Source organism: Mycobacterium sp. NGS66, assembly GCF_059812225.1.
The window spans coordinates 134,037-159,877 of sequence record NZ_JCALCG010000010.1; the positions used below are offsets into that span (position 1 = coordinate 134,037).

Consider the following 25,841-nt stretch of genomic DNA (forward strand, 5'->3'; position numbering starts at 1 on the left):
TTCGGGGCCGAAATAGGCGATTTTGCGTCTGCTCGGCGGCACTGGCACGCTATGACCTAATGACAGTCACTGTCAATAACGCCAAGAGAGGCCGATGCATGAGCGTGCTCGACGGCAAGGTTGCCATCGTCACCGGAACCAGCCGGGGCGTCGGCGTCGGCATCGCCCATGAGCTGCTGCGCGCCGGCGCGACGGTGATTGGCTGCTCGCGCTCACCCCTGGACTCGATCCCGGGTATCGACGCCGAGTGGGCGGCGCGTGCTTCGCAAAGAGTATGCGACCAAGGCGATTACCGCTCGATCGACTCGTTCATCGGCGATGTCGTGGCCACCCACGGCCGCATCGACATCCTGGTGAACAATGCCGGCGGAACCGTGCCGGCGCCGCACGCAGAGAGCATCCCCGAACTCGTCCAGCGCATCCAGGGCGCGCCCGGCAGCGACGACGACTACGAGCGCACGGCACTTTTTCACGCCTACGCCGTACAGATGAACCTGATCAGCCCGCTGTGGTTCGCCATTCGTGCATACCGGCAGATGCGCACCCAGGACGGCACCGGCTGCATCATCAATATCTCCAGCGGCGCTGGACATCCTGCCGGATCGCCGACCCTGGTCTCTTACGGCGCCGCGAAAAGCGGGCTCAACCATCTCACCCGGTCGCTGGCCCAGGAGTGGGGACCGAAGGTGCGGGTCAACTGTATCGCCCTGGGCCCGACGATGACCGAGAACTTCCGCGCATTCGTGTTGCCGAAGGACGACCCGACCGGCGAAAAGTACTTCGCCGCTGTGCCTTTACGCCGCGCGGGCGAGCCGGCGGAGGTGGGCCGCGTCTGCGTCTTTCTGGCAAGCGGAGAGGCCGACTTCGTCAACGGAACCACCATCGAGCACGACGGCGGGATGCTACCCGGAGTGCTCTACGACGCGGGGCTGAAGACCATCACCGAATTACTCGGATAGCCGGGGGGCTAACGTCACCGCGCCGAGCGTGCAACCACTGCGAAAAAATCGCCAGATTTTCGCCGTCACAACACGTTCGGCGGTACATTCCTCTAATGCGGGGAGGCGTTATGCATCGAATACTCATCGCGGTGGTAGGGCTCGCCTGTTTGGTGGTGATTCCTCAGGTACCGCGGGCCGCCGCAGACAATCCGATCTGCAGCACGACCTGGTGCGCGTTCCTGACGCCGTCGCACAACATCAGCTGCGAGATCGACTATCAGCGAGGCAGTGGCATACCCGATGGGACGTATTGCCAGACCAACTCGCCGCCGCAATCCGTGCACATGTCCTCCGCGGGCGCAATCAAGCCATGTACGGGAGACAACTGCCTGGGCAATCCCGGCCAGGGCACGGCAACTTTGCCCTACGGCCAAACTGCCGGGCTCGGCCCCTTCAACTGTCGGTCCGAACCTAGCGGGGTTACCTGCACTGTCACCGGGGGCCGCGGCTTCACCATTTCCAACGCCGGAATCACACCGGTCGGGTGACGGCTCGACGTTCTATTCGGCTGTGCCAGCGAGGTTTTCAGTCTGCGCTGAGGGTTGACCCCACTCGCATTTTGCCGCCCTGAGCGCAGAATCAACGCTGTTGAGTGCACACTGGCGGGCATTACCGAATCGCGGTCTAATAGGCGGATGGAATTGATGATGCCCACTGACTCGGTATTTCTGCTGGCGGAATCACGTGAGCATCCCATGCATGTGGGCGGCTTGTCGTTGTTCGAGCCGCCGGAAGGCGCCGGCCCGGAATTCGTCCGGGAGTTCACCGATGCGATGGTGGCCCACGACGATTTCCAGCCCACGTTCCGCAAGCATCCCGCCACGATCATGGGCGGAATCGCACCGTTGGCGTGGGCCTACGACGACGAGGTCGACGTCGACTACCACATCCGACGCTCGGCGCTGGCGTCGCCCGGCCGCGTCCGCGAACTGCTCGAGTTGACCTCCCGACTGCATACCAGCCTGCTCGACCGGCATCGCCCGCTGTGGGAGCTCTACGTGGTGGAGGGGCTGACCGACGGCCGGTTCGCCATGTACAGCAAGATGCACCACGCGCTGATCGACGGCATTTCGGCGATGAAGCTGATGCAGCGCACGCTGTCGGTCGACCCGGACGACACCGAGGTGCGGGCGATGTGGACGCTGCCCCGGCGACCGCGTCCGAAGTCGGGCCGTTCGTCCACGCTGGGCACACTGGCCAACACGGCGGGATCGGTTGTGGGACTTGCCCCTTCGACGGTAAAACTGGCCCGCGCGGCGCTCTTCGAGCAGCAGCTGACGCTGCCGATGACGGCGCCGCACACGATGTTCAACGTCAAGATCGGCGGCGCGCGCCGCTGCGCCGCGCAGTCCTGGTCGGCAGATCGTGTGTTGGGTGTCAAGCGGGCGGCCGGGGTGAGCTTCAACGACGCGGTGCTGGCCATGTGCGCCGGTGCTTTGCGCTACTACCTGATCGAGCAGAATGCGCTGCCGGACGCGCCGCTGATCGCCATGGTTCCGGTGAGCCTGCGCTCCAAGGAAGAGGCCGATGCCGGCGGCAACATGGTCGGCAGCATCCTGTGCAACCTCGCGACCGACCTCGACGACCCGGCGGACCGGATCGCGGCGATAAGCGCCTCGATGCGCGGCAACAAGAAGGTCTTCTCCGAACTCCCGCGGCTGCAGGTGCTGGCGTTGTCGGCGCTGAGCATGGCGCCGCTGGCGCTCACCGGTGTCCCGGGCTTCGTCGCGTCGACGCCGCCGCCGTTCAATCTGGTCATCTCCAATGTGCCGGGACTGGCGGAGCAGATGTACTACGGCGGCGCCAGGCTGGATGGCAGCTACCCACTGTCGGCGATCCCGGACGGACAAGCCTTGAACATCACCCTGGTCAACAACGCGGGCAACCTCGATTTCGGCCTGGTCGGATGTCGCCGCAGCGTGCCGCATCTGCAACGGCTGCTGGTGCACCTGGAAACGTCGCTGAAAGACCTGGAGCGCGCCGTCGGGGTCTGAAGCCCATGCCGAAGCTCAGCGCGGGGCTGCTGTTGTACCGCGTGCGTGAGAGTGTCGTCGAAGTCCTGATCGCACATCCGGGTGGCCCGTTCTGGGCCCGTAAGGACGACGGGGCGTGGTCCATCCCGAAAGGGGAGTACGACGACGGCGACGATCCCTGGGGCGCAGCGCAGCGCGAATTTTCCGAAGAACTGGGGCTGCCGGTCCCGCCCGGGCCGCGCATCGATTTCGATCCGCTGAAACAACCCAGCGGCAAGGTGGTCACCGCGTTCGCCGTCGGGGCGGACCTCGACATCACCGAAGCCCGCAGCAACACCTTCGAACTGGAGTGGCCCAAGGGCTCGGGACGGATACGGGAGTTCCCCGAGGTGGACCGGGTCGGCTGGTTTCCGGTGGCGCAAGCACGCGCCAAGTTGCTCAAGGGCCAGCGGGCGTTGCTGGATCGATTGATGGCGCTTCCGGATGTGACGGGCTTAAGTGAGGGTGCCTGACGGGGTATCTTCGCAGGCATGCAGACGCTGCGCACACCCGACGAACGCTTCGTCGACCTGCCCGACTTTCCTTATGCGCCAAGGTATTGCGATGTCTCCGACGACGACGGCGGAACACTGCGGATGGCCTGGGTCGAGGACGGCACGGACACCGCAGATCCCATCTTGATGCTGCACGGCGAGCCGTCCTGGTCCTACCTGTATCGCAAGATGATCCCTGTTTTGGCCGCGGCCGGACACCGGGTCATCTGTCCGGATCTGGTTGGCTTCGGCCGTTCCGACAAGCCGACCCGGCTCGAGGACCACACCTACGCGCGGCACGTCGAGTGGATGCGGGCGCTGGCCTTCGACGTTCTCGACCTGAAGAACGTCACCCTGGTCGGTCAGGACTGGGGCGGGCTGATCGGGCTGCGGCTGGCCGCCGAGCACCCCGAGCGGTTCAGCCGGATCGTCGTGGCCAACACCGGGCTGCCCACCGGCGAGCAGCCAATGCCGAAGATCTGGTGGCGGTTTCGCGAGGTCATCCAGACGCAGCCGGAGTTGAACATCGGCTGGTTCATTCAGGGCGCGTGTCGCACGCAGATGAACGACGACGTGCGAGCAGGTTACGACGCGCCATTTCCCGATGACACGTATTGCATTGGGCCGCGGGCGATGCCGGGGCTGGTGCCGACCTCGCCGGACGATCCAGCCGCGGCGGCCAACAAATCGGCGTGGGCGAAGTTGTCCGTGAGCCCGACACCCATGCTGGTCGCCTTCAGCGACAGCGACCCGTTCACCGGCGCGATGGGCCCGATCTTTCAGCGTGAGATGCGCGGCGCACAAGGCATCAACCATCCGCTGCTGCGCGGCGCCGGCCACTTCCTGCAAGAGGATGCCGGTGCGGAGCTGGCCAACCACATCGCGGAGTTCTTGCGGCGCTGATCAGCGTGAACCGACCATCCGCCGCCGAAGGACAACCACCACCACCACGGCCGCGGCGCCAAACAGCAGCACTACCAACACGATTGGCTCGATCGGGATGCCGACGTCGCGCTCGACGAAGATGACCTGACGGTAGGCGTCGTCGTTGGGCGCGTTGCCGAACTCGAAGTCAGACGTGATCTGCGCCGGTTTTGGGATATCGATCTGAATCTTGGTCAGATAGCTGCCGTGATTTCCGGTCAACTCGCGCAGCAGCGGGTCGTGAACGGTGCTCGACACGTTGCCCGCGAACTGGACCTGGCTGGTCTGGCCGGCGGTGTCGGCATCGGTGCGCTGCTGTCGATGTTCGGTGAGCGTGAAGACGGTGACTCTCTGCGGGTCCGACGCCGCGACCGACAAACGCATGGGATAGACCAGCCGCGGCGACTGAAAGGTCATCCGCACCGGCTTGAGCCCACCCACTATCGGGGCCGTGCTGGTCAGCCGCATTGCCACGAACGACCATCCGTCGCGCACGTACGGATCCAATGCGGCCGAGACCGCCGGCCGAATGGCATAACCGTTGTCCGCCAGCCACTTCCGCAATCCGGCCGAGTCGCCGCCGGCCAACGTGGTGGCCTCCAGCGGTCCCAGCTGCACCTGGTTGACCACATTCGGGGCGGCGGTGGGCGCTGCGGCGCGGGAGCCGGACGCCGCCAAGACCGATCCCAGCTTGAAGTGCCGTCGGTTCTTGATCTCCGGCGCGGTGAGGGACTCCAATTCCACGAAGGTGGCCTTTTCGGCGGCCACGACGGTGGCCGGGGTGGGGGTCGGCACCACGAGAGCGACGTTGTCGCTGCTGGCATTCAACCCGAGCTGCATCACGATGTTCTCGATCGAACCGTCCCAATGGACAAGCGCGACTTCATGATTCATCAACGCCCGGCCGTCGGGTGGGGAGACCAGCGCACCGCACGCGCACGCGTGTCCTGGTGCGGCCAGCGCCACGGCGGCCCAACCGAGCATCAGCACGGGGGCCAACCGACACGCGCGCAGCACGGTCATGGCGCACATGCTACGTGGCGACACTGCCACGCGCAGGCACAATGTCACCATGACGACGCGGCCACTCGAACCCGCTGACCTAGCCGAATCCCGGGCATTGCTGCGGCAGCTGCTGGACTCGGCCAACCGGGCTGACCCCTATCCGATCTACGCGCGGTTTCGTGACGGCGGTCCGCTGCACCTGCCCCAGTCGCATTTCGCCGTGTTCTCGGCTTATCGGGACTGCGACGAGGTGTTGCGGCATCCGTCGTCAAGCAGCGACCGGATGAAATCAACGATCACCCGACAACAGATTGAAAGCGGTCGCTTTGCACCCCCGCAGTTCCCGCCCGGATTTCTGTTCCTCGACCCGCCCGATCACACCCGGCTACGCAAGCTGGTCAGCAAGGCGTTCGCCCCGAAAGTGGTCAGCGCCTTGCAACCCGACATCACGGCGTTGGTGGACGAACTGCTCGATCGGAACAGCGAGCGTGGCCGGTTCGATGCCGTCGCAGACTTTGCCTATCCGCTTCCGGTGGCGGTCATCTGTCGGCTGCTGGGCGTGCCACTGGAGGACGAGCCGCAGTTCAGTCACGCGTCGGCGCTGCTGGCGCAGGCTCTGGACCCGTTCGTCACGTTCACCGGCGCGCCGTCGGAGGGCATGAACGAGCGGATTCAGGCCGGTATGTGGCTGCGCGATTATCTGCATGCGCTGATCGAGCGGCGACGCTCGCGGCCCGGCGAGGACTTGATGTCGGGGCTTATCGCGGTGGAGGAGTCTGGCGACCAGCTGACCGAGGAGGAAATCATCTCCACCTGCGTCCTGCTGCTGGTTGCCGGACACGAAACCACCGTCAACCTGATCGCCAACGCCGTCCTGGCTTTGCTGCGTCAGCCCGTGCAGTGGTCGCTGCTGGGCGGCGACGGTAGCCGTGCCGCGGCCGTCATCGAGGAAACCCTGCGCTACGACCCGCCGGTACAGATGGTCGGCCGAATTGCCACGCAGGACATGACGATTGCGGGTATCGACGTGCCCGCCGGCGACGTGATGATGCTGCTATTGGCCGCGGCCCAACGCGATCCCGCCGAGTTCGAGCGGCCCGATGAATTCGATCCCGACCGCGGGACGTTGCGGCACTTGGGTTTTGGCCACGGCGCGCATTACTGCCTGGGGGCGCCGCTGGCGCGGCTGGAAGCCGGCGTCGCGCTGTCGGCCCTGGCGGCGCGTTTCCCCGACGCGCGGCTGGACGGCGAGCCACGCTATAAGGCGAACGTCACGCTGCGCGGGCTGTCCACCCTGCCCGTGGCTGTCTGAGCCCCGCCGCCCATCCGCGAGGGTACGCAAATGTACGGTCAAACACCGGTTTTCGCGTACATTTGCGCACCCTCACGGCCCGGGGACGAGCCCGGGGACGATGTCGGTCAGGCTGAAAGTCACTGGCTGTTCGAGTTGTTCATAGTTACATGAACGCGGGTCACGGTCGGGGCGCCACCGGCTGAACTGGGCGGTGTGGCGGAACCGTTGACCTTCCATGTGGTCGTAGCGGACCTCGACGACGCGTTCGGGACGCAGCGGGACGAACGAGAGGTCCTTGCCGGCGTTCCAGCGTGAGAATTCGTTCTTGCGTGGGGTGCGCTCGCCGGCTTCATGGGCCGCCCAGTTCCACGGGTGGTCGTCGAAACTGGTTACCAGGGGCTGCAATTCGGCGTACAACCGGCGCCGTTCGGCCATCGGGAAGGCGCCGATGACGCCCACCGACGCGAGCTGGCCATCGTCCTGATAAAGCCCGAGCAACAGCGACCCGATCGCCTCACCGCCCGACTTGTGCACCCGATAGCCGGCGACCACGCAGTCGGCGGTCCGCTCATGCTTGATCTTGAACATGACCCGCTTGTCCGGTTGGTAGGTGATGCCAAGTGGCTTGGCGACGACGCCGTCCAGGCCCGCTCCCTCGAACTCGGAAAACCAGCGTTGCGCGGTGGCGAGATCGGTGGTGGCCGGGGTGACGTGGATCGACGGGCCGGAGCCGTCCAGGGCTTCGACGAGGGCAGCGCGCCGCTCGGTGAACGGTTGGCGGGTGTAGTCCTGGTCGCCGAGGGCGAGCAAGTCGAAAGCGATGAACGACGCCGGCGTGTGCTCGGCGAGCATCCGTACCCGCGAATCGGCGGGATGGATGCGTTGTTGCAGGGCCTCGAAATCCAACCCGTGATCGGTGGCGATCACTATCTCGCCGTCGATCACGCAACGCGGCGGCAGTTCGGCCTTGACCGCGGCGACCAACTCGGGGAAGTAGCGGGTCATCGGCCGCTCGTTGCGGCTGCCCAGCTCGACTTCGTCGCCGTCGCGAAAACAGATGGACCTGAAGCCGTCCCATTTGGGCTCATACGACGCATCCGACGGCATCGTCTTGACTGACTTGGCCAGCATCGGCGAAACCGGCGGCATCACAGGTAAGTCCATCCGTTCATTCTGGCGTGCGGCATGCTGGAATCCACATATGGCCGCTGCAGCAGAAGAACTCGAGGTCGACGGCATCGCCGTCCGGGTGACCAACCGGGACAAGGTGTATTTCCCCCAGCTCGGGTCCAACGGCACCAAGGGCCGGCTGGTCGACTACTACCGTGCCGTGGCGGGGGGCCCGATGCTGGCTACGCTGCGCGACCGGCCCACCCACCTGCAGCGCTTCCCGGACGGAATCGACGGGGAGGAGATCTACCAGAAACGGGTGCCGCAGCATCATCCCGACTACCTGCAGACCTGCCGGGTGACGTTCCCGTCCGGACGCACCGCCGACGCGCTGAAGGTCACCCACCCCGCGGCCGTCGTGTGGGCGGCGCAGATGGGCACCATCACGCTGCATCCCTGGCAGGTCCGCTGCCCCGACACCGATCATCCGGACGAATTGCGCATCGACCTGGATCCGCAGCCCGGCACCGGCTTCGAGGAGGCGCGTGGGGTGGCTGTCGACGTGTTGCGGCCGCTGCTCGACGAGCTCGGTCTGGTCGGCTATGCGAAAACGTCGGGCGGCCGTGGGATTCACGTGTTCCTGCGGATCGCCACCGACTGGGATTTCGTCGTGGTACGCCGCGCGGGCATTGCGTTGGCCCGCGAGGTCGAGCGGCGCGCGCCGGACGCGGTCACCACCTCATGGTGGAAGGAAGAACGCGGCGAACGCATATTCATCGACTTCAACCAGAATGCCCGCGACCGGACGATGGCGTCGGCGTATTCGGTGCGGCGCACCCCGATCGCGACGGTGTCGACACCACTGACGTGGGACGAATTGGCCGAGGCCGACCCCGACGACTACACCATGGCCACCGTGCCCGATTTGGTGCGGCGTCGCGACGACCCATGGGCCGGCATGGACGAAGTGGCTCAGTCAATTACCCCGTTGCTGGAAATGGCCGACGCCGACGAAGAGCGTGGACTCGGCGACATGCCGTACCCGCCGAACTATCCGAAGATGCCGGGCGAGCCGAAGCGGGTGCAGCCGTCGCGAAATACCGATCTGACAAGGAAACAAAAGCCGAAGTGACGCCGCTTGGCCGTCAGCCCACTCGCCACGCCACGGCAGGGTCGCCCTTCACCAGCGGTCTGCGGCTTGTCGTCGACATCGCCAGTTCTTCGGCGGCGCGGCGCTCGACCAGCAATGGAATGTAACCGCGCAGTTTGCTCTGGTCGAAACGGGCGTATACCTGCTGGACTACATTGGCAACGTGATCGTGCGGAAGTTCGACGTACTTCTGGGCTAGACGATGCTCAACCGCATCGATCTGTGCCCGCTCTTCTTGAGGCACGCCGTCACCATAAGCAGCGAAGCCGTTTGTGTCCAGTAGTTGGCTTGTTCGCGAGATGTTCACTGGGGCAAAAGATTAAGCGCAGCGCGATCCCAACCCGTCACGGGTTCGGCGCGCCGTCTTTCTTGAGCACCTTGTCGACTTCCTCGACCGCGGTGAAGGCCTGTGAGATGTCCAGGCCGTTCGTTTGCTTGCCCTTGTCGGAGCCGTCCTGCGGCTTGGTCGCGAACATGCTCGTGACCATCTGGTAGATCGGGCCAAGCGCGCCGACGAGCTCGGCCAGTCCCGCGCCGCCGTTGAGGATGTTGAGGTTCGCGTGCTGCAGCCCGAGACCCTGAGCCAACTCGCGGGCGATGGCCGGCATGACCTCGACCCGCTTGGCTTCGATCTGAGCGTTGTTGTTGGCAGCCAGCGCCTCGGCCTTTTTCAGCGCACCCGCAGCCTCGGCGAGTTCGTAGGCCTGCTTTGCGGCGGCTTCGGCTTCACCCTCGGCTCGGCGGGCGGCGGCCCTGGCTTCGCCCTCGGCGCGGGTGGCTTCGGCTTTGAAGGCCGCGGCATCACGCTGGGCCTCGGCTTCGACCTTCACCTTCGCCGCAGCCGCCTGGGCCTGTTTCACCTCACGAGTCGCGGCGGCCTCGGCCTCGAACCCGGCCCGGTTGGCGGCGGCCTCGGCCGCGCTGGTCTGGGCGTCGGCCTCAATGCGCACCCGACGGGCTTGGGCCTCGGCGGGTTTGATCTGCTCGGCGATCAGCTCACGCTCTCGCAGCGCCGCATTCGTGTCGGCCACCGCCTGTCGGCGCTCCAGCACCTGCCGCTCGACGTCGGCTTCGGCCAGCTGGCCGGCCGCGTTGGCCTCCGCGTTGGCCTTGTCCACTTCGGCCTTGATCGCGGCCTGCTTGAGTTGGGTCTCGCGGATCTGGTCGTTCTTCTTGCGCTCGGCTTCTTGACGGGCCTGGGCCGATTCCTGGTCCGCGCGAGCGGCGGCAATGGCAGCTTCTTTGGCCGCTTCGGCGAGGTGGGGCGCCGCGAGGTTGTCCAGGTAGCCGGAGCCGGCGTCGTCGAAATGCTCGATCTGCAGCGAGTCCACCGTAAGGCCGAGCTTGCTCATCTCGAACTGTGACTGCTTGAGGATCTCCTCGGCCAACGCGTCCCGGTTGCGGTGGATGTCGACAACCTTCATGGCGCCGACGATGGAGCGTAGGTGGCCGGCGAAGATGTTGCGGGTCATGTCCTCCATCTCGCCCTTTCGCTGCTCACCGAGAAGGCGTTGAGCGGCGGCGTTGACCGCGGGAATGTCGGATTGAACCTTGAAGGCGACGACGGCCTTGAGGTTGAGCAGGATTCCTTCGGTGCTGCGGCAGGTTTCCTCGATCTCCACCTTGTGTAGGTCGAGACCTAGAAAGCGCACCTTGCGAAAGCCCGGCATCACCCACGCGCCGTGGCCGATCACCACCTTGAACTGCGCGCCCTCGGTCTTCTGCTTGCCGCCGGAGATCAGCATCGCCTGATCCGGGCTCGGCACTCGGTAACCGAACATTTGTCGTTCTCCTTAGGGGTGCATCGCACAGTCGGTCGGGGCGATCGACAACGCTCATTCTGCGCCGAAAACCTTGCGAAATCCTTGCGTTTGATCGGGATCGGCTTTGCGGTCGGCACTGGCCGGGAGGCCTTACGAACGAAATCTCGCCGCGACGCGGTTCCCGACCCGGTTAAGCGGTTACCCCAAGATCTATAGCAATCTCTGCGGCTGCAGAAAGACCAACCAATTAGGGGAAAACAAGTGGGCATCGGCATATCAGTAGCAGGCCTGACCAAGTCATTCGGCCCCACCCGAGTCTGGGAAAACGTCACGATGGAGATCCCTGCGGGTGAGGTCAGCGGACTCATCGGCCCTTCCGGGACCGGCAAGTCCGTGTTTTTGAAGTCGTTGATCGGGCTGTTGCGCCCGGAACGCGGCAGCATCGTCGTCAACGGAGTCGACATCATCGAAGCGTCGGCGAAAGAGCTGTACGACATCCGCAAGCTGTTCGGCGTCATGTTCCAGGACGGCGCGCTGTTCGGCTCTATGACGCTCTACGACAACACCGCGTTCCCGTTGCGCGAGCACACCAAGAAGACGGAAAGCGAAATCCGGGACATTGTCATGGAGAAGCTCGCACTGGTGGGTCTCCAGGGTGACGAGAAGAAGTACCCGGGCGAGATCTCCGGCGGTATGAAGAAGCGCGCCGGCCTGGCCCGCTCGCTGGTGCTCGACCCGCAGATCATCCTGTGCGACGAGCCCGACTCCGGACTGGACCCGGTCCGCACCGCATACCTGTGTCAGCTCCTGATCGACATCAATGCGCAAATCGATTGCACGATTCTGATCGTGACGCACAACATCAACGTCGCTCGCACCGTGCCGGACAACATCGGCATGCTGTTCCGCAAGCACCTGGTCATGTTCGGTCCCCGTGAAGTGCTGCTGACCAGCGATGAGCCGGTTGTCAAACAGTTCCTCAACGGCCGTCGGATCGGCCCGATCGGCATGTCGGAGGAAAAGGACGAGTCGACGATGGCCGAAGAGCAGGCGATGGTGGAAGCCGGTCAGCATGCCGGCGGCGTGGAGGACATCGAGGGGGTGCCGCCGCAGGTCGTCGCGACGCCCGGGATGCCGGAGCGCAAGGCTGTCGAGCGCAGGAGGGCCCGGGTGCGCGAGATTCTGCACTCGCTGCCGCCGAAAGCCCAGGAGGCCATTCGTGCAGACCTCGAGGACTCCGACATGGCTGTCTCCGGGAGACGCTGATTGGCGACGGGAGAGAATGCGCTTATCCGCTGCTGATAACATGCTTCTCATGTCTCAGCGTCGCTACCGCATCATGCCATGACGGACCAGTCACTTCTGCAGCCCGGCAGTGGTCTGCCGAAGCACGTGCAGGGTGCGGCTGACCCCCGGTTCTCGTGTGCCGTCCAAACCTTCGCCAAGTTGTTTTGCGATCCTCGGTTCGGTGGCGGTTCGCTGGCGGTCTATGTCGAGGGCGAACCCGTCGTCGACGTCTGGACCGGCTGGTCGGATCGCCACGGCGAGGTGCCTTGGACGGCAGACACCGGAGCCATGGTCTTCTCAGCGAGCAAGGGCGTGGCCGCGACGGTCCTGCACAGGCTCGTCGACCGCGGGTTGCTGTCCTACGACGAGCCGGTCGCCCGCTACTGGCCGGAATTCGGCGCCAACGGCAAGTCGGACATCACCGTGCGCGACATGCTTCGTCACCGCGCCGGCTTGTCGCACCTGCAGGGTGTGACCAAGGACGAGCTGCTGGATCACCGCTCGATGGAGCAGCGGATCGCTGCGGCGCCGGTGGATCGCTATGCGGGACGCGCCGCTTACCATGCCTTCACCTACGGCTGGCTGGTCTCCGGTCTGGCCCGGGCGATTACGGGCATGGGCATGCGCGAGTTGTTCCGCCGCGAGATCGCGCAGCCACTCGATACCGACGGTCTGCATCTGGGCCGGCCGCCGAAAGACGCGCCGACCCAGGTTGCGCAGATCATGTTCCCGCAGAACACTCGTGCCAACCCGTTGATCGACCACCTCGCGCCGTTGCTCGCCGAGGCTCCGATAGCCGGTGGCCTGGGCGCGATGTATGTCCCGGGCATCACCTCGCTGGTGCAGGGCGACATCCCGTTCCTCGACAGTGAGATCCCGTCGGTCAATGCGGTGGTGACCGCCCGTGCCCTGGCGAAGATGTACGGTGCCCTGGCCAACGGGGGGCGAATCGACGGAATGCAGTTCCTGTCTTCGGAATTGGCGGATGGCCTACTCGGCAAGATCAGTCTGCGACCGGACCTGAACCTGGTGTTCCCCATGTCATTTCATCTCGGCTACCACGGGTCACCGGTGCCCGGGCTGTTGCGGGGCTACGGCCATGCCGGTCTGGGCGGAACCATCGGGTGGGCCGATCCGGCCACCAAGAGCTCTTTCGCGTTCGTGCACAATCGGCTTGTCACACCGATCGTCGTCGACATGGCTCTCTTTGCACTGCTTATTCTGCCGCTACGGCGTGCCATCACCGCGGTCTCGACGCGGGGCTTTCACGCGGTGCCGCAGTTCGGTTCGCCCTATCGCGAAGTGGGAGCGCAAGCGTCGGCAGGGCGCTGAAGTTCTTCGGCGAGCAGACGCAAAATCCCCTGATTTAGGCCCGAGACAGGGGATTTTGCGTCTGCTCGGCGGCCCGAGCCGGGCTTCCTGTGGGACCATGTCGCAAATGAAAGACGACGATCCCGAGAAACGGATCCGCGAGCTGGAAAGCGGATTTGGTGGTCCGGCGCCGGCCAGTGGGCCGTTTTACGACGCTGGCTTCACGTCACCCCCGCGCCGAACTTCATTGCGTTGGCCAGTGCTTGCCGCCTTGGCCGTCGCGATTCTGGTGCCGATCGCGATGGCGGTCCTTTGGGGCATAAATTCGGTGCGCAATACGGCCGCGAACCCCAACCCCGGCGCCACCACGGGCGCCCCGATCACCCTCGAACACGGTGCCAGCTACAGCCTCGGCGGAAACGGAGCCAACGACACGATCGCCTGCAACGACGGGAACCTGACGCTGAACGCCAACAACAGCACGGTCAACATCACCGGCCACTGCGCCAGCCTGCAGGTGAGCGGTTTCGACACTCGCGTGCAGCTCGAAAACGCTGACCGCATCGAGGTTTCCGGCTACGGCAACGCGATCACGGAGAACGCGTGCAATGACGGCAAGCTGAGTTTCACCGGCTACGGCAACACCTTTTCCACTCGCGGCCATTGTGCCGGCATGACGTTGTCCGCCTACGGAAACCGGGTGCAGGCCGACAGCGTCGACGCCGTCGTCATCAACCTTTACGGCAGCCGGGTCACCGTCACCGGCCACTGCGGCACCCTGACGGTTGCGATGTACGACAACCAGGTGCAGTGCGACACCGTCGACGCCGTCGAATTCGCGGCTTACAGCTACAACAACACCGTCACTTATCACACCGGTTCGCCGAAGATCACCAAGTCCGGCCGCAACAACAACGTGAATCAGCGTTGACGTCTTGACCGCGAGCAGACGCAAACTCCCCCAAGTTGCGACGAAAATAGGGGAGTTTGCGTCTGCTCGCCGGAGAAAATCTCCGCCCTCGACCGGCGGGATCTCCGCGTATACGCCGATGTTTTGCCGCCCGCGACGACGCATGCTGGCTACCATGAGCGAAATCGATCGACACGCGGACCTGCCGCCGGTGGACTGGAGCGAAGTTGACGTGAGCGGCCTATTGCCTACGGGCACGGTCACGTTGCTGTTGGCTGATGTCGAGGGCTCGACGCGGCTGTGGGAAACCCAGCCCGACGAAATGACGTCTGCCATCGCCCGGTTGAACGAGACCGTGGCACAGGTGATTGCCAGGCATGACGGGGTGCGGCCCGTCGAGCAGGGCGAGGGTGACAGCTTCGTGGTGGCGTTCGCCCGTGCCTCGGACGCGGTGGCTGCCGCGCTGGAACTGCAGCGTGCTCCCTTGGCGCCCATCCGGCTACGCATCGGCATCCATTCCGGTGAGATCCAGCTACGCGACGAAGGTAATTACGTCGGCCCGACGATCAATCGGACCGCGCGACTGCGCGACCTGGGACACGGTGGCCAGACCTTATTGTCCGGTGCGGCAGAGCAATTGGTGGTTGACCGCCTACCGGAAGGCGTGTGGCTGACCGACCTGGGCACTCATCCGCTGCGTGATCTGCCGCGTGCCGAGCGGGTGCTGCAGCTGTGCCATCCCGATCTGGTCACCGAGTTTCCACCGCTTCGGGTATCCAAATCGGCTGTCTCCCAGCGTCTTCCGGTACAGCTCACCAGCTTCGTGGGACGCTGCGCCGAGCTGACCGAGGTGCGCGAGCTGTTGGCGGGCAATCGGCTGGTCACGCTGACCGGCGCCGGCGGGGTGGGCAAGACCCGGCTGGCGGTGCAGATCGCCGCGCAACTGGCCGGCGAGTTCGCTGACGGCGTCTGGTACGTCGACCTGGCACCGGTTACCGATCCCGACGTTGTGCCGGTAGCGGTTGCGCGTGCTTTCGGCCTGCCTGACCAACCGGGCCGCTCGACGATGGATACGATCCTGCGGTTCGTCGCCGACCGGCAGATGCTGGTGGTTCTGGACAACTGCGAGCATCTGTTGGATGCGAGCGCGGAGCTGATCATGGCTCTGCTTGGCGCTGCTGGCGTGACGCTGTTGGCGACGAGTCGCGAACCTATCGGGGTGGCCGGCGAGGTCGGCTGGCGGGTGCCGTCGTTGTCGCTGGCCGACGAAGCCGTCGAGCTGTTCACCGACCGTGCCCGGCGCGCGCGGCCCGAATTCGCGGTCACCGACGGCAATGCCGCGGCCGTTGCCGAAATCTGCCGGCGCCTGGACGGTTTGCCGCTGGCCATCGAGCTCGCCGCGGCGCGGGTGCGCGCGTTGTCGCTGGCCGAAATCGTTGGCACGTTGCATGACCGCTTCCGGTTGCTGACCGGCGGGGCGCGCACGGCCGTCCGCCGCCAGCAGACGTTGCGGGCCTCGGTGGATTGGTCGCACGCGTTGTTGACCGACTCCGAACGGGTGTTATTCCGCAGGCTCGCAGTGTTTCTCGGCGGGTTCGACCTCGAAGCCGCCCAAGCCGTCGCGGGCTCGAGTGACCTCGAGCGCTACCAGGTGCTCGATCAGCTCAGCCTGCTGGTCGACAAGTCACTGGTGGTCGCCGACGACAGCGGGGACCGAACCCGCTACCGGCTGTTGGAGACCGTGCGTCAGTACGCTCTGGAAAAGCTCGGCGAGTCCGGCGAGGCGGATGCGGTGCGCTCTCGGCATCGCGACTTCTACATTTCGATGGCGGCCGCGGTCGACGCGCCGGCAGGTAGCGACTATGAGCAGCATGTCGAGCGTGCCGAAATGGAATTCGATAATCTGCGGGCAGCGTTTGACTGGTGCCGAGAAAACTCCGACATCGAGCTGGCGTTGACGCTGGCGTCATCGCTTCTGCCGCTGTGGTTCGCGCGGGGTCGCGTCCTGGAAGGGTTCGCTTGGTTCGCCGCGGTCCTCACCGATGATGTCGCACAGGACCCCGATCTACCGGCAGCGGTCCTCGCCCGAGCGTTGGCCGACAAAGCGGTGCTCGACGCCGGGATCGGCGCTCCGAACGTGAATCAGGCGCGACAAGCTCTGGCAATTGCTCGCGACATCGGGGATGCAGCTGTGCTGGTGAGAGCACTGACCGCCTGTGGCCTGGCCGCTGCCCACAACGCGGAGCTGCCAGGGCAGTACTTCGCCGAAGCGATTGAACTCGCGCGCCACTCGGACGAAAAATGGTTGCTCAGTCAAATCCTGGGCTGGCAGGCGCACGCGGCGATGCTTTTCGGTGACCCCATCGCTGCGCGCGTGGCCGCCGAGGAGGGACGCGATCTCGCCGCATCAATCGGTGACACGTTCAACTCGCGTCATTGCCGCACCTGCCTCGGTCTGTCACAAATGCTCGAAAGCGATATCGCTGGAGCGCTCACGCAATTTCGCGCGGTGGCCGCCGAGGCCCATGGCCGCCCATGACGGGATCCTTGCTGCGGGAAACCTCGCGCACCAGGCCACCGCATTGGCGTGGCGCGGTGACGGGGAGGCGGCCCGCGCTGCGGCCGAAGCAAGCCTCGAGTCAGGGACTGAATTTGGCCCTCTCGTCTCAAGCATTTGCTACTCCGCGTTGGGATTTGCGGCCCTGGCGGCGGGGGATGTCGGGGCCGCGCTAGAGGCCACTGCGGCAGCTTGGCAGCACGCGCGGGTCCTTCCGGCGTATGCCGCGCACCCGCGGCAGCTCACTGCGCAGGCCATCTCGGCCAGTGGAGATCTGGTCGCTGCCAGGGCTTGGGCCGACGACGCGGTCGGGTCGGCACCAGGCTGGATCCCGCTGATGCTTTCACTGGTGACGCGTGCCCACGTGGCAATGGCGCAAAATGAGCCAGAGCAGGCCGAGCGCGACGTCCATGCGGCTTTGGCGAGTCTGCCCGAAGGCTTTCCCTATGTGGGCATTGCTGACGTCCTCGAATGCGCAGCCACTCTTGCCGTGTGCCGCGGCAGCCACCGGGAAGCTGGACGACTTTTCGGCGCGGCGGCCGCTCTGCGGCAACGCATGGACATCGGGCGGCTCAAGGTTTGGGAAGCCGACTATGACTCGTCTGTCGCTGCGCTGCGAAATGCGATGGGAGAAGAGGACTTTGACGCAGCGTGGGCCGAAGGCGCCGCGTTGTCCACCGAGGAGGCAGTTGCCTATGCTCGGCGCGGACACGGCGAACGGAAACGACCCGCCAGCGGTTGGGGTTCGCTGACCCCGACCGAACGAGACGTCGTACGACTGGTCAGCGAGGGACTCGGCAACAGCGACATCGCGACCAGGCTGTTCGTCTCACCCCGCACGGTTCAATCGCACCTCACCCACGTCTACTCGAAGCTGGGCCTGACGTCGCGAGTGCGGCTGGTCCAGGAGGCGGCCCGCCACGCCTGACCCCCTGGCGAGCAGACGCAAAATTGCCCATTTCGGCACGAAAATGGGCGATTTTGCGTCTGTTCGCGGTCATTGGTCGGCGGGAACGACGCGCCGCGCTCTGACGTCGGGAAGATGGCGCTGTGCGAGTTCGTAATCGGCATCGTCGTGGAGGATTACTAGGCGCTTGTTCGCCGCGGTGCCGCAGATCAGCAGATCGACGACAGAAAGGGCACGCGCCGCGCCCACGCTTGCGAGCCGACGCTGTGCCGAATCAATCCACCCCCAAACGGATTTCGGCACTGATACATCGGGGTAGATATCGCGAAACATCTGGTTCATCTCGTCGAACTCGTCCGCATTGCGTGCCGACCGACGGAACTCGGCTCGTTGTGGTTCGCACGATCCGACGGCCCCCCTGCGAAGCGAGGAGCTCCAGGCCTCGGTCAGTTCCGGTTGGCGTTGGATCCGCCAGACCGCGGAGGAATCCGCCAGGAAGTAGATCAAGGCCCGACAGTCTTCTCGTCGGTACGCGCGGCGAGCCAGCCCTCATAGTCCCAGTCCTTCGCCTGCTCGCGGGACCGGGCTAGCGCCTCGATGCGGCGGAACTGCTCGACATAATCGCGCATCGCGAGGTTCACCGCTTCCTTTTTGGTGTGCACACCGGCGATCCGCATCACCTCGGCCAACGCTTCGTCGTCGAGGTCGATCTGTGTGACAGACACGGCAGCCTCCAAGCATGGGGAATGTATCAACCGAGGATACATTGCCAACATCACCCCCCGCGTGGCCCGCTCGCGCTAACAGTCTTGACGATCTCGCCGGCGTGCTGCTACACATGGCCCAAGTCCTATATTGGGCGATCGCCCAAACATCGAGCAATGGAGGTCGCATGCCGGGCCGGATGGAGGGCAAGGTCGCGTTCGTGACCGGCGCCGCGCGCGGGCAGGGCAGAAGTCACGCCGTCCGCCTTGCGCAGGAGGGCGCCGACATCATCGCCGTCGACATCTGCCGAGGATTCGAGGCTTCGCCCGCACCCGGCGCGACGCCGGAAGACTTGGACGTGACCGCAGGGATGGTCAAGGACGCGGGCGGCCGCGTCGTGACCGCCGAAGTGGACGTCCGGGACTTCGACGCGCTCAAAGCAGCCGTCGACAGCGGTGTCGAACAACTTGGGCGCCTTGACGTTATCGTCGCGAACGCGGGAATCGGCACCAATGGGGGAAAGCTGCACAAGACAGACGAGGCGCTCTGGCAGGAGATGATCGACGTCAACCTCAGCGGGGTCTGGAAGACGGTGAAGGCCGGCGTTCCCCACATCCTGGCGGGAAATCGCGGCGGCTCGATCGTGCTGACGTCCTCGGTAGGCGGCGTCAAGGCGTATCCGTACATGGGCTCCTACGTCGCCGCAAAGCATGGCGTGATCGGCCTGATGCGTTCCTTCGCGGTCGAATTGGGCCAGCGCATGATCAGGGTCAACGCAGTGCTGCCAACCCACGTGAACACCCCGCTGTTGATGAACGAGCAGACCTACCGTGGCTTTCGGCCCGAGCTGGAGAATCCCGGCCCCGATGATCTCGCACCAGTGTGCCAATCCTTTCACTACCTGCCGATCCCGTGGGTGACCGCGGAAGATATCAGCAACGCGGTGTTGTTTCTGGCGTCCGACGAAGCGCGCTACATCACCGGCGTCGCCCTTCCGATCGATGCCGGCAGTTGCCTGAAGTAGAGGGAAGCAATGACAGTCACACACGACACGGACGTTTACTACGACCCTTACGACACCGGCATCATCGCCGACCCGTATCCGGTCTATGCGCGCCTGCGCGAAGAGGCGCCGATCTACTACAACGAGCGATATGACTTCTGGGCGCTATCAAGGCATTCCGACGTCGAACAGGCGTTGGCGAACTGGCAGGTGTTCTCCAACCGGCGCAGCGACATCCTCGAGCTGATCAAGTCGAAATTCGACATGCCCGGCGGGGTGATGATGTTCCAGGATCCGCCGGAACACACGGCTCTGCGCGGGCTGATGTCGCGGGTGTTCACGCCGCGCCGGATGGCCGCCATCGAGGACCAGATCCGCGCCTACTGCGTCCGGTGCCTGGATCCGCTGGTCGGCTCGGACAGCTTCGACATCATCGCTGAGCTGGCGTCGATGATGCCGATGCGGGTGATCGGCATGCTGCTGGGAATTCCTGAGTCAGAACAGATCTCGGTGCGCGACGCCAACGACGCCAACCTGCGCACCAAGCCCGGCGCGCCGCTGAAGGTCGCCGACGCCGACTCCATCGCCGACGGCCGGATCTATGCGGACTACGTCGAGTGGCGATCCAAGAATCCCTCCGACGATTTGATGACGCAGCTGCTCAACGTCGAGTTCGACGACGACCAGGGCGTACACCGCAAGCTCACCCGCAAAGAGGTGCTGCACTACACCCAGGTGGTGGCGGGTGCGGGCAATGAGACGACGGGCCGGCTGATCGGTTGGCTCGCAAAGGTGCTCGCCGAGCATCCCGAGCAGCGCCGCGAAATCTACGAAGACCGATCGCTGCTGAATCGCGCCGTCGACGAGACGCTGCGGTTCGAACCGACCGGACCGCATGTCGCACGTTGGATGGCAAAGGATTTCGAGTGCTACGGCGCGACTGTCCCGGCCGGCAGCGCCATGCTATTGCTATTCGGTGCCGCCAACCGCGATCCGCGCCGCTACACCGATCCGGACACGTTCAACATCCATCGCGACAACATCTCGCACATCACCTTCGGCAAGGGTGTGCACTACTGCCTGGGCGCGAACCTGGCCCGCCTGGAAGGCCGCGTCGCGCTCGACGAAATGCTCAACCGTTGGCCCGAGTGGGGGATCGATTACGACACCGCGAAATTGGCGCCGACGTCGACGGTCCGCGGCTGGGAGCGGTTACGCGTCGTGCTGCCATGATCCGCAGCGCATCGCCGAGCGTGTACTGACTGCGAAAATCGCGCCCCGATTTTTCGCAGCTATTGCACGCTCGGCGAGGTTCAGCGCTGCGCGCGGCGTGCCTCCGGCGTCGGCATCTCGAATCGGTCGAGGAATCGGCGTACCAGCATGACCGCCTCGTCGTGACCGCGTGAAGTGCCCAACCCTTCCTCCAGGATGAGGGTCCGGCCGATCGCGGCAATAATGACTGCGAGGCCCGCAGGCGGGAATTCGGCTGTGTCAAGGCCATGTTCGCGAACGATGAAGTTCAGTGCGGTGATCTGCATGTCGCGCCAACGCTCCGACCACGCGGCTATCTCAGCGCGAATCTCTTTGCGGTGGTTGGCAAGCCCCATGAATTCCAGCAGCAGGCGGGTATCCTTCGGCGCGGTAAGGGTGTCCCAGAACGCGTGCAGAGGCCGGTCGGAAGCCAGCGCCTCGCGCTGCCGCTCCAAGTAGACCGCGGCGCCGCGGCGAAAAACGGCCAGATATAGCTCGTCCATCGTCGGGAAGTAGTAGTGCACCAGAGCGGGTTTGACGCCCGCTTTGGCCGCGACGCGGCGTGACGTCGCCGCCGCATAACCCTCCTCGACCATGATCTGACTCGTCGCATCGACCAGCATGTCGCGTGTACTGGAGTCGCGTGCCTTAGGTCGTTCGGATGCTGTCATGCCGTCCATTCTCGTTGAGCGACCGCTCAAATGATGCTTGCACCTCCGGTGGTGCTGGTCAAGGCAATGCGCGTGCTGACCACCACGTTTAGCGATCCGGCCGGGCAGGGTATTTGGTGCCGAATGCCCACTTGACGAAAGAGATAAAGCGTGGCTGCCAGTTTCAACGACGTGATCAAGTCCAAGTACTTGCTGTTGACCACATTCACCAAGGACGGGCGCCCAAAGCCAACCCCGATCTGGGGCGTGCCCGACGGTGACAAGCTTCTGGTGATCACCGACGACGGCTCATGGAAAACCAAGCGGATCAAGAACACCCCCAGGGTGACGATCGCCAAGAGTTCGGCACTGGGTAAGCCGAAGAGCGAAGAAGTTGAGGCGGTCGCACGCGTGCTGCCGAAATCGGAGACCCAGCGGGTGTACAACGCCGTGCTCAAACGGTATTGGTATCACGCCTGGTGGTTCTATGCACACTCAATAGTCCGGGGCGGCATCGACAAGGTGCACGTCGGCGTGGAAATCACGCCGGCCGCCTGAAAGTCACGGGCAATGACGCCGGCGAGGCGTAATAATTCAACGGTGTGGAATCCAAGCTCCAACCGGATCGGCCGTAGCAGGCCCATCAGCCGTGGCGGGAACGAGATGACAGCATGTGCAAATGGATTGCCGCAGTAGCTATTACGGCCCTGTGCTGGGTCACCGTCGGGTGTCACAGTCAGCCCGGCCAAGACCATAAGGCGTCGTCCACCACACCCACCAGCACCAAAAAAGCCCCGCCTCCGGTCGCCGAAGGTGCCCTGAAGGACTTCCTGCTGCCGCCTGAGCAAATCAACGCCGCAATGGGAGCAAGCGACCTGAAGGTCACCAACAGCCGCACCGCGTTGCCCGACGACAGCGCCACGATGACGCCCAAGGAGTGCTTGGCGATCGACGGCGCAGCGCAGGCACAGGTCTACGCCAACAGCGATTTCGTCGCCGTGCGCGACCAGACCCTCAATCGCCAGGATGGCGACAATCTGACTCACTTCGCCGAGCAGGCAGTTGTGCTGTTCCGCAACGCGAAGAAAGCAGCGGAGTTCTTCACTGCCTCCGCTCAGCAATGGCAAACCTGCCACGACTACACCCATGTGCAGTCCAAGACGCACTGGACCGTGGGCGCAATATCCAATGCCAACGGGGTGTTGAGTACCACCACAACGCTGCAGGATGCCCCGTCCAGTGGCTGGAAGGCTTGCGGGCGGGCGCTCTTGGCGAAGAACAACGTGATCATCGACGTCAACACCTGCAGCGCGGACCCGAAGAACTCGGCCGTTGACATCGCGAATCAGATCGCCGGCAAGGTACCCGGATAGGGAGGTTGGCGGCGATTGCTAGCGCCGGTGATACCGCATTGCAAAGCGACTGGCCAAGCCGCACAGGTGAGCGTCAGATTTCCACCACCGCCCGGGCGACGGCATGGGTACGCGCCGCGTGCCCGCCGCCGAACAGCACCACGTGCGCCAGTAGCGGAAATAGCTGATGTAGCCCAATTCGGTTGCGCCAGCCCGGTTTCAGTGGCCGAACCTGCTGGTAGCCGTCGATGATGGCCTGATAGTGCGGGCAACCGAACAGCGCAAGCATCGCCAGGTCCGCTTCCCGGTGACCGCCGCAGGCGGCCGGATCGATCAACACCACCCCATCCGGTGTCCACATCACGTTGCCGCCCCACAGGTCGCCGTGCAAGCGAGCGGGCTGATCATCGTCGTCGAAATCGCCTGCACGACAACGGGTCATCACACTGTCAATCAGCCCAAGGGTGGCGGCATCGAGCCTCGGCGCGGCCCGCTCAGCCATCGGGCCCAGGCGCTCCTCGGCGTAGAAGTCGCCCCACCGCTGATGCGGACGCAATGATAGCGGCAGGGGTTGCGACAGCGGCCCGAAGAATCCGGGTCCGTCCCAGCCGTCGGGCCCGGAACCGAACGCTGCGGCACCCGCGTCGTGCATGACGGCCAATCGGCTGCCGAACCGGTACGCCGCTTGACGGGTCGGCGCAACCGAATCAAGTCGCCGCAACGTCAAGCTGTCCGAGCCGACCGAAACCACCTGCGCGCAAGGGACACCGCCGTCAACGCTGGAAAGCCATTGGAGCCCCGCGGCTTCCCAAGCGAAGTAACCACTGGGAACGCCCGGATGGTGCTTGACGAAGTCGGCGTACGTCACCACGCTGTGAACGCGCGCCTCAAGATTTGGCGAGGGTGAATTGCGCGACGTCGGTGTAGCCCTCGCGGAACAGGTCGGCGCAACCCGTCAAGTACTTCATGTACCGGTCGTAAACCTCTTGGGACTGCAGGGCTATGGCCTCGTCGCGATGTGATTCGAGAGCGGACGCCCAGATGTCCAGGGTGCGTGCGTAGTGCGGGCGCAGCTGCTGGACTCGCCTGACGGTAAACCCTGCCTGCTGCGCGTGCTCCTCGACCACCTTGGCGTTCGGAAGGTCCCCGCCCGGGAAGATCTCGTCCATGATGAACTTCATGAACCGCAGCTTGGTCATGGTAATTGCCAGACCGCGTTCGGTGAATTCTTCTTCACTGGGCTTGATGATGGTGTGCAACAACATGACACCGTCAGGGGGCAGCGCCGCGTAGGCCTTCGCGAAGAAGTCGGTGTAGCGGTCACGGCCGAAGTGCTCGAAGGCGCCGATCGAGACGATGCGGTCCACCTTCTCATCGAACTGCTCCCAACCCTGCAACAGAACCAGCTTTTTTCGCGGGCTGGGATGATCGTCGAGCCGTCGTTGGGTATGCGCCTGCTGATTGCGGCTCAGCGTCAGGCCGATCACGTTGACGTCGTATTGCTCCAGCGCCCGGGTGATGGTGGCACCCCAGCCGCAGCCGATGTCGAGCAGCGTCATGCCGGGTTCCAGTCCGAGCTTGCCTAGTGACAGGTCGATCTTGGCAATCTGCGCTTCTTCCAGCGTCATATCTTCGCGTTCGAAGTACGCGCAGCTATACGTCCGTGTCGGATCCAGAAAGAGCTTGAAGAAGTCGTCAGACAGGTCGTAATGCGCCTGGACATCCGTGAAATGCGGCTCAAGACTCATGGGTTCACTTCGCTTTCGTGCACCGCAGCTACTTTCTGGCATCGATTTCTGTTGAGCTTAACCGGTTACGTCCAAACCCTGGTGTACCGCCGGTTGCCTGTGCCACGGGAGCATCCCGAAAAGGATCAGTCGCAGTGGGTCCCCGATGACCGGTCCGTAGCCCAGCTATTTAAGCACCCTGGCATAAGAAGCCAGCGAAGTGGTCCCGGAGAACCTCACTTTCCCGCGTGCGCCTGTCACCATGGAGGAGTGACCACCGCAATTATCGTGGTGACGCTGGTCCTGCTGGCGCTCGGCCTGGTGATCAATCAGCTGTTCCGGTTGAGGGATTGGCTCAAGAACTCTCCTTCGCCTGAGCGGCCCATCGAGCCACCCGGCGACGAGAACAACGGGCCGCCCCAGGCGCACCCGTGACCGACGCCAAAGGCCTTACCCGCGCAGGGCCGCGACCGTGTCGGCCAGCGTCGTGCGCGGGTCCCGGTAGGTGATGCCGAGTTCTCGTTCGCTCGGGGAATCGTCGGACTCCGGCATCTGCGTGTAGTACTGCATGCCTGCGGCGGTGAACGGATTGTCGAACGGCAGATATGGGCCTGCCAGGTCCAACAACGTTCCCGCGACCCGCAGCATCGTGTCGGGAACCGGAACGCTCAGCATCGGCGTCCCGCCGACCTCACCGAGCAGGTTAGCCAGTTCGCCCACCGGAACCCGATGGCCGCCGACCATGTAGCGCCGCGGCCCGCGTCCAGGCTCCAGCAGCGCCGCGTGCACGGCCGCCACGTCACGGGCGTCGACGATCAGCCACGCCGCACTCCGGCCGGGAATGGTGTGGATTTGCAGCGCGGCCTTGACGCCCTCGCCTGCCTCACCGAATTGGTCGCCGACGGGCGGACCCAGCACCATGCCGGGATAGGTGATGTTGACCGGCGCTCCCGCGTCCTGTAAACCGCGGGCATAGATCTCCACCTGGGCCTTGGAGATTCCGTAGCCGTCCGTGCCGCCGACCACCGGCAGATCGGCGGTCAGGGTGTGCAACCCGGGATGGAAAAGCGCCGTGAAGCTCGATACGTGCACGATCGGGTCGAGCCCGAGTTGGACGGCTTGCCCGAGGACGTTGCCGGCGCCTTGCATGTTCGTGCTGAGCATCTGCGGCGTCTGGCGCGGGTCGGTTGCCACCAGTGCGGCGCTGTGCACGACGGCGTCGCAGCCGGTCAGCGCCTTGCGCACCGAGTCGCGGTCCTTGATGTCGCCGGCGACGTAGTCCGACACGTCGACGCCGAGCTTGGCGACGGAAGTCTGCAGCTTGGCCGGGGTGCGGACCAGGAAGCGGACGGAATGACCCGCGTCCGCAATCGCCTTGGCGGTCCAGCCGCCCACGAAACCTGTCCCACCTGTCACCAGAACACGCAT

At 64.7% G+C, this 25,841-nt stretch carries 22 protein-coding genes and 4 pseudogenes; 16 read left to right on the plus strand and 10 right to left on the minus strand.

Annotation, left to right across the window (positions count from 1 at the left end; translation table 11 throughout):
- Positions 1–98: 98 nt before the first annotated feature.
- The 5 genes from AC5Y2L_RS18640 (at position 99) to AC5Y2L_RS18660 (ending at position 4,410) form a co-directional block, all read left to right on the plus strand.
- Entirely contained in the window at positions 99–959 is an 861-nt protein-coding gene (locus AC5Y2L_RS18640; protein ID WP_499939312.1) for an SDR family oxidoreductase, read from the plus strand.
- A 110-nt stretch (positions 960–1,069) separates the two neighbouring features.
- The gene (locus AC5Y2L_RS18645; RefSeq protein ID WP_499944277.1) at positions 1,070–1,489 is read left to right on the plus strand and encodes a hypothetical protein; all 420 of its coding nucleotides are present in this window, start codon (positions 1,070–1,072) and stop codon (positions 1,487–1,489) included.
- A 147-nt stretch (positions 1,490–1,636) separates the two neighbouring features.
- Entirely contained in the window at positions 1,637–2,995 is a 1,359-nt protein-coding gene (locus AC5Y2L_RS18650) for a WS/DGAT/MGAT family O-acyltransferase (RefSeq protein WP_499939310.1), read from the plus strand.
- Positions 2,996–3,000: 5 nt separating this feature from the next.
- Positions 3,001–3,486: an NUDIX hydrolase gene (locus tag AC5Y2L_RS18655; RefSeq protein ID WP_499939308.1), complete on the plus strand. Its 486-nt coding sequence runs from the start codon at positions 3,001–3,003 to the stop codon at positions 3,484–3,486.
- A gap of 18 nt (positions 3,487–3,504) precedes the next feature.
- Positions 3,505–4,410, plus strand: coding sequence for a haloalkane dehalogenase (locus tag AC5Y2L_RS18660; RefSeq protein WP_499939306.1), 906 nt, complete (start codon positions 3,505–3,507; stop codon positions 4,408–4,410).
- Here AC5Y2L_RS18660 and AC5Y2L_RS18665 read toward each other — a convergent pair whose 3' ends face one another.
- On the minus strand, positions 4,411–5,454 hold the full coding sequence (locus tag AC5Y2L_RS18665; protein WP_499939304.1) for a DUF2330 domain-containing protein: 1,044 nt from the start codon (positions 5,452–5,454) through the stop codon (positions 4,411–4,413).
- A 49-nt stretch (positions 5,455–5,503) separates the two neighbouring features.
- On the opposite strand from AC5Y2L_RS18665, the gene AC5Y2L_RS18670 reads away from it, so the two are divergent.
- Positions 5,504–6,748, plus strand: coding sequence for a cytochrome P450 (locus AC5Y2L_RS18670; RefSeq protein ID WP_499939303.1), 1,245 nt, complete (start codon positions 5,504–5,506; stop codon positions 6,746–6,748).
- A gap of 72 nt (positions 6,749–6,820) precedes the next feature.
- Here the strand turns inward: AC5Y2L_RS18670 and AC5Y2L_RS18675 are convergent, their stop codons facing one another.
- Positions 6,821–7,894: an ATP-dependent DNA ligase gene (locus AC5Y2L_RS18675; RefSeq protein WP_499939302.1), complete on the minus strand. Its 1,074-nt coding sequence runs from the start codon at positions 7,892–7,894 to the stop codon at positions 6,821–6,823.
- 37 nt (positions 7,895–7,931) lie between these two features.
- Here AC5Y2L_RS18675 and ligD point away from each other — a divergent pair, with 37 nt between their 5' ends.
- A complete protein-coding gene (ligD, locus tag AC5Y2L_RS18680; RefSeq protein ID WP_499939300.1) occupies positions 7,932–8,972 on the plus strand; it encodes a non-homologous end-joining DNA ligase in 1,041 nt (346 codons plus the stop codon).
- Positions 8,973–9,048: 76 nt separating this feature from the next.
- Here the strand turns inward: ligD and AC5Y2L_RS18685 are convergent.
- Together AC5Y2L_RS18685 and AC5Y2L_RS18690 are read right to left on the minus strand one after the other, a co-directional pair.
- A pseudogene (locus tag AC5Y2L_RS18685) lies at positions 9,049–9,297 on the minus strand (three-helix bundle dimerization domain-containing protein); the annotation flags it as partial.
- A 37-nt stretch (positions 9,298–9,334) separates the two neighbouring features.
- The gene (locus AC5Y2L_RS18690) at positions 9,335–10,771 is read right to left on the minus strand and encodes an SPFH domain-containing protein (protein ID WP_499939298.1); all 1,437 of its coding nucleotides are present in this window, start codon (positions 10,769–10,771) and stop codon (positions 9,335–9,337) included.
- Between the two features lie 243 nt (positions 10,772–11,014).
- On the opposite strand from AC5Y2L_RS18690, the gene AC5Y2L_RS18695 reads away from it, so the two are divergent.
- The 4 genes and pseudogenes from AC5Y2L_RS18695 to AC5Y2L_RS18710 all read left to right on the plus strand — a co-directional run bounded on the left by AC5Y2L_RS18695 (position 11,015) and on the right by AC5Y2L_RS18710 (position 17,746).
- Entirely contained in the window at positions 11,015–12,019 is a 1,005-nt protein-coding gene (locus AC5Y2L_RS18695) for an ABC transporter ATP-binding protein (protein WP_499939296.1), read from the plus strand.
- Positions 12,020–12,097: 78 nt separating this feature from the next.
- Positions 12,098–13,372, plus strand: a complete 1,275-nt coding sequence (gene lipL / locus AC5Y2L_RS18700; RefSeq protein ID WP_499939295.1) for an esterase/beta-lactamase LipL — start codon at positions 12,098–12,100, stop codon at positions 13,370–13,372.
- A gap of 106 nt (positions 13,373–13,478) precedes the next feature.
- Positions 13,479–14,282 (plus strand): DUF3060 domain-containing protein, encoded by an 804-nt coding sequence (locus AC5Y2L_RS18705; protein ID WP_499939293.1) that lies wholly within the window; start codon positions 13,479–13,481, stop codon positions 14,280–14,282.
- Positions 14,283–14,493: 211 nt separating this feature from the next.
- A pseudogene (locus tag AC5Y2L_RS18710) lies at positions 14,494–17,746 on the plus strand (LuxR family transcriptional regulator).
- A gap of 69 nt (positions 17,747–17,815) precedes the next feature.
- Here AC5Y2L_RS18710 and AC5Y2L_RS18715 read toward each other — a convergent pair.
- A pseudogene (locus AC5Y2L_RS18715) lies at positions 17,816–18,200 on the minus strand (PIN domain-containing protein).
- Positions 18,201–18,297: 97 nt separating this feature from the next.
- Positions 18,298–18,450: pseudogene (locus AC5Y2L_RS18720) on the minus strand (type II toxin-antitoxin system VapB family antitoxin); the annotation flags it as partial.
- 167 nt (positions 18,451–18,617) lie between these two features.
- Here AC5Y2L_RS18720 and AC5Y2L_RS18725 point away from each other — a divergent pair.
- Together AC5Y2L_RS18725 and AC5Y2L_RS18730 are read left to right on the plus strand one after the other, a co-directional pair.
- Positions 18,618–19,454, plus strand: a complete 837-nt coding sequence (locus AC5Y2L_RS18725) for a mycofactocin-coupled SDR family oxidoreductase (protein WP_499939292.1) — start codon at positions 18,618–18,620, stop codon at positions 19,452–19,454.
- 9 nt (positions 19,455–19,463) lie between these two features.
- The gene (locus AC5Y2L_RS18730; protein WP_499939290.1) at positions 19,464–20,666 is read left to right on the plus strand and encodes a cytochrome P450; all 1,203 of its coding nucleotides are present in this window, start codon (positions 19,464–19,466) and stop codon (positions 20,664–20,666) included.
- Between the two features lie 80 nt (positions 20,667–20,746).
- On the opposite strand, the gene AC5Y2L_RS18735 is transcribed toward AC5Y2L_RS18730, so the two are convergent.
- On the minus strand, positions 20,747–21,355 hold the full coding sequence (locus AC5Y2L_RS18735; RefSeq protein WP_499939289.1) for a TetR/AcrR family transcriptional regulator: 609 nt from the start codon (positions 21,353–21,355) through the stop codon (positions 20,747–20,749).
- A gap of 150 nt (positions 21,356–21,505) precedes the next feature.
- Here AC5Y2L_RS18735 and AC5Y2L_RS18740 point away from each other — a divergent pair, with 150 nt between their 5' ends.
- The gene (locus AC5Y2L_RS18740) at positions 21,506–21,892 is read left to right on the plus strand and encodes a PPOX class F420-dependent oxidoreductase (protein ID WP_499939288.1); all 387 of its coding nucleotides are present in this window, start codon (positions 21,506–21,508) and stop codon (positions 21,890–21,892) included.
- Positions 21,893–22,005: 113 nt separating this feature from the next.
- Positions 22,006–22,707 (plus strand): sensor domain-containing protein, encoded by a 702-nt coding sequence (locus tag AC5Y2L_RS18745; RefSeq protein WP_499939286.1) that lies wholly within the window; start codon positions 22,006–22,008, stop codon positions 22,705–22,707.
- A 73-nt stretch (positions 22,708–22,780) separates the two neighbouring features.
- Here the strand turns inward: AC5Y2L_RS18745 and AC5Y2L_RS18750 are convergent, their stop codons facing one another.
- Positions 22,781–23,554, minus strand: coding sequence for a fructosamine kinase family protein (locus AC5Y2L_RS18750; RefSeq protein ID WP_499939337.1), 774 nt, complete (start codon positions 23,552–23,554; stop codon positions 22,781–22,783).
- A 19-nt stretch (positions 23,555–23,573) separates the two neighbouring features.
- Positions 23,574–24,434: a cyclopropane mycolic acid synthase family methyltransferase gene (locus AC5Y2L_RS18755; protein WP_499939285.1), complete on the minus strand. Its 861-nt coding sequence runs from the start codon at positions 24,432–24,434 to the stop codon at positions 23,574–23,576.
- Between the two features lie 249 nt (positions 24,435–24,683).
- On the opposite strand from AC5Y2L_RS18755, the gene AC5Y2L_RS18760 reads away from it, so the two are divergent.
- On the plus strand, positions 24,684–24,848 hold the full coding sequence (locus AC5Y2L_RS18760; protein WP_499939284.1) for a hypothetical protein: 165 nt from the start codon (positions 24,684–24,686) through the stop codon (positions 24,846–24,848).
- A 15-nt stretch (positions 24,849–24,863) separates the two neighbouring features.
- Here AC5Y2L_RS18760 and AC5Y2L_RS18765 read toward each other — a convergent pair whose 3' ends face one another.
- Positions 24,864–25,841 (minus strand): SDR family NAD(P)-dependent oxidoreductase, encoded by a 978-nt coding sequence (locus AC5Y2L_RS18765; protein WP_499939283.1) that lies wholly within the window; start codon positions 25,839–25,841, stop codon positions 24,864–24,866.

Coding starts and splice junctions, on each gene's coding strand:
- AC5Y2L_RS18640 (WP_499939312.1), top strand. CDS start 99: ATGAGCGTGCTCGACGGCAAGGTTGCCATCGTCACCGGAACCAGCCGG.
- AC5Y2L_RS18645 (WP_499944277.1), top strand. CDS start 1,070: ATGCATCGAATACTCATCGCGGTGGTAGGGCTCGCCTGTTTGGTGGTG.
- AC5Y2L_RS18650 (WP_499939310.1), top strand. CDS start 1,637: ATGGAATTGATGATGCCCACTGACTCGGTATTTCTGCTGGCGGAATCA.
- AC5Y2L_RS18655 (WP_499939308.1), top strand. CDS start 3,001: ATGCCGAAGCTCAGCGCGGGGCTGCTGTTGTACCGCGTGCGTGAGAGT.
- AC5Y2L_RS18660 (WP_499939306.1), top strand. CDS start 3,505: ATGCAGACGCTGCGCACACCCGACGAACGCTTCGTCGACCTGCCCGAC.
- AC5Y2L_RS18665 (WP_499939304.1), bottom strand. CDS start 5,454: ATGACCGTGCTGCGCGCGTGTCGGTTGGCCCCCGTGCTGATGCTCGGT.
- AC5Y2L_RS18670 (WP_499939303.1), top strand. CDS start 5,504: ATGACGACGCGGCCACTCGAACCCGCTGACCTAGCCGAATCCCGGGCA.
- AC5Y2L_RS18675 (WP_499939302.1), bottom strand. CDS start 7,894: ATGGACTTACCTGTGATGCCGCCGGTTTCGCCGATGCTGGCCAAGTCA.
- ligD (WP_499939300.1), top strand. CDS start 7,932: ATGGCCGCTGCAGCAGAAGAACTCGAGGTCGACGGCATCGCCGTCCGG.
- AC5Y2L_RS18690 (WP_499939298.1), bottom strand. CDS start 10,771: ATGTTCGGTTACCGAGTGCCGAGCCCGGATCAGGCGATGCTGATCTCC.
- lipL (WP_499939295.1), top strand. CDS start 12,098: ATGACGGACCAGTCACTTCTGCAGCCCGGCAGTGGTCTGCCGAAGCAC.
- AC5Y2L_RS18705 (WP_499939293.1), top strand. CDS start 13,479: ATGAAAGACGACGATCCCGAGAAACGGATCCGCGAGCTGGAAAGCGGA.
- AC5Y2L_RS18725 (WP_499939292.1), top strand. CDS start 18,618: ATGCCGGGCCGGATGGAGGGCAAGGTCGCGTTCGTGACCGGCGCCGCG.
- AC5Y2L_RS18730 (WP_499939290.1), top strand. CDS start 19,464: ATGACAGTCACACACGACACGGACGTTTACTACGACCCTTACGACACC.
- AC5Y2L_RS18735 (WP_499939289.1), bottom strand. CDS start 21,355: ATGACAGCATCCGAACGACCTAAGGCACGCGACTCCAGTACACGCGAC.
- AC5Y2L_RS18745 (WP_499939286.1), top strand. CDS start 22,006: ATGTGCAAATGGATTGCCGCAGTAGCTATTACGGCCCTGTGCTGGGTC.
- AC5Y2L_RS18755 (WP_499939285.1), bottom strand. CDS start 24,434: ATGAGTCTTGAGCCGCATTTCACGGATGTCCAGGCGCATTACGACCTG.
- AC5Y2L_RS18765 (WP_499939283.1), bottom strand. CDS start 25,841: ATGCGTGTTCTGGTGACAGGTGGGACAGGTTTCGTGGGCGGCTGGACC.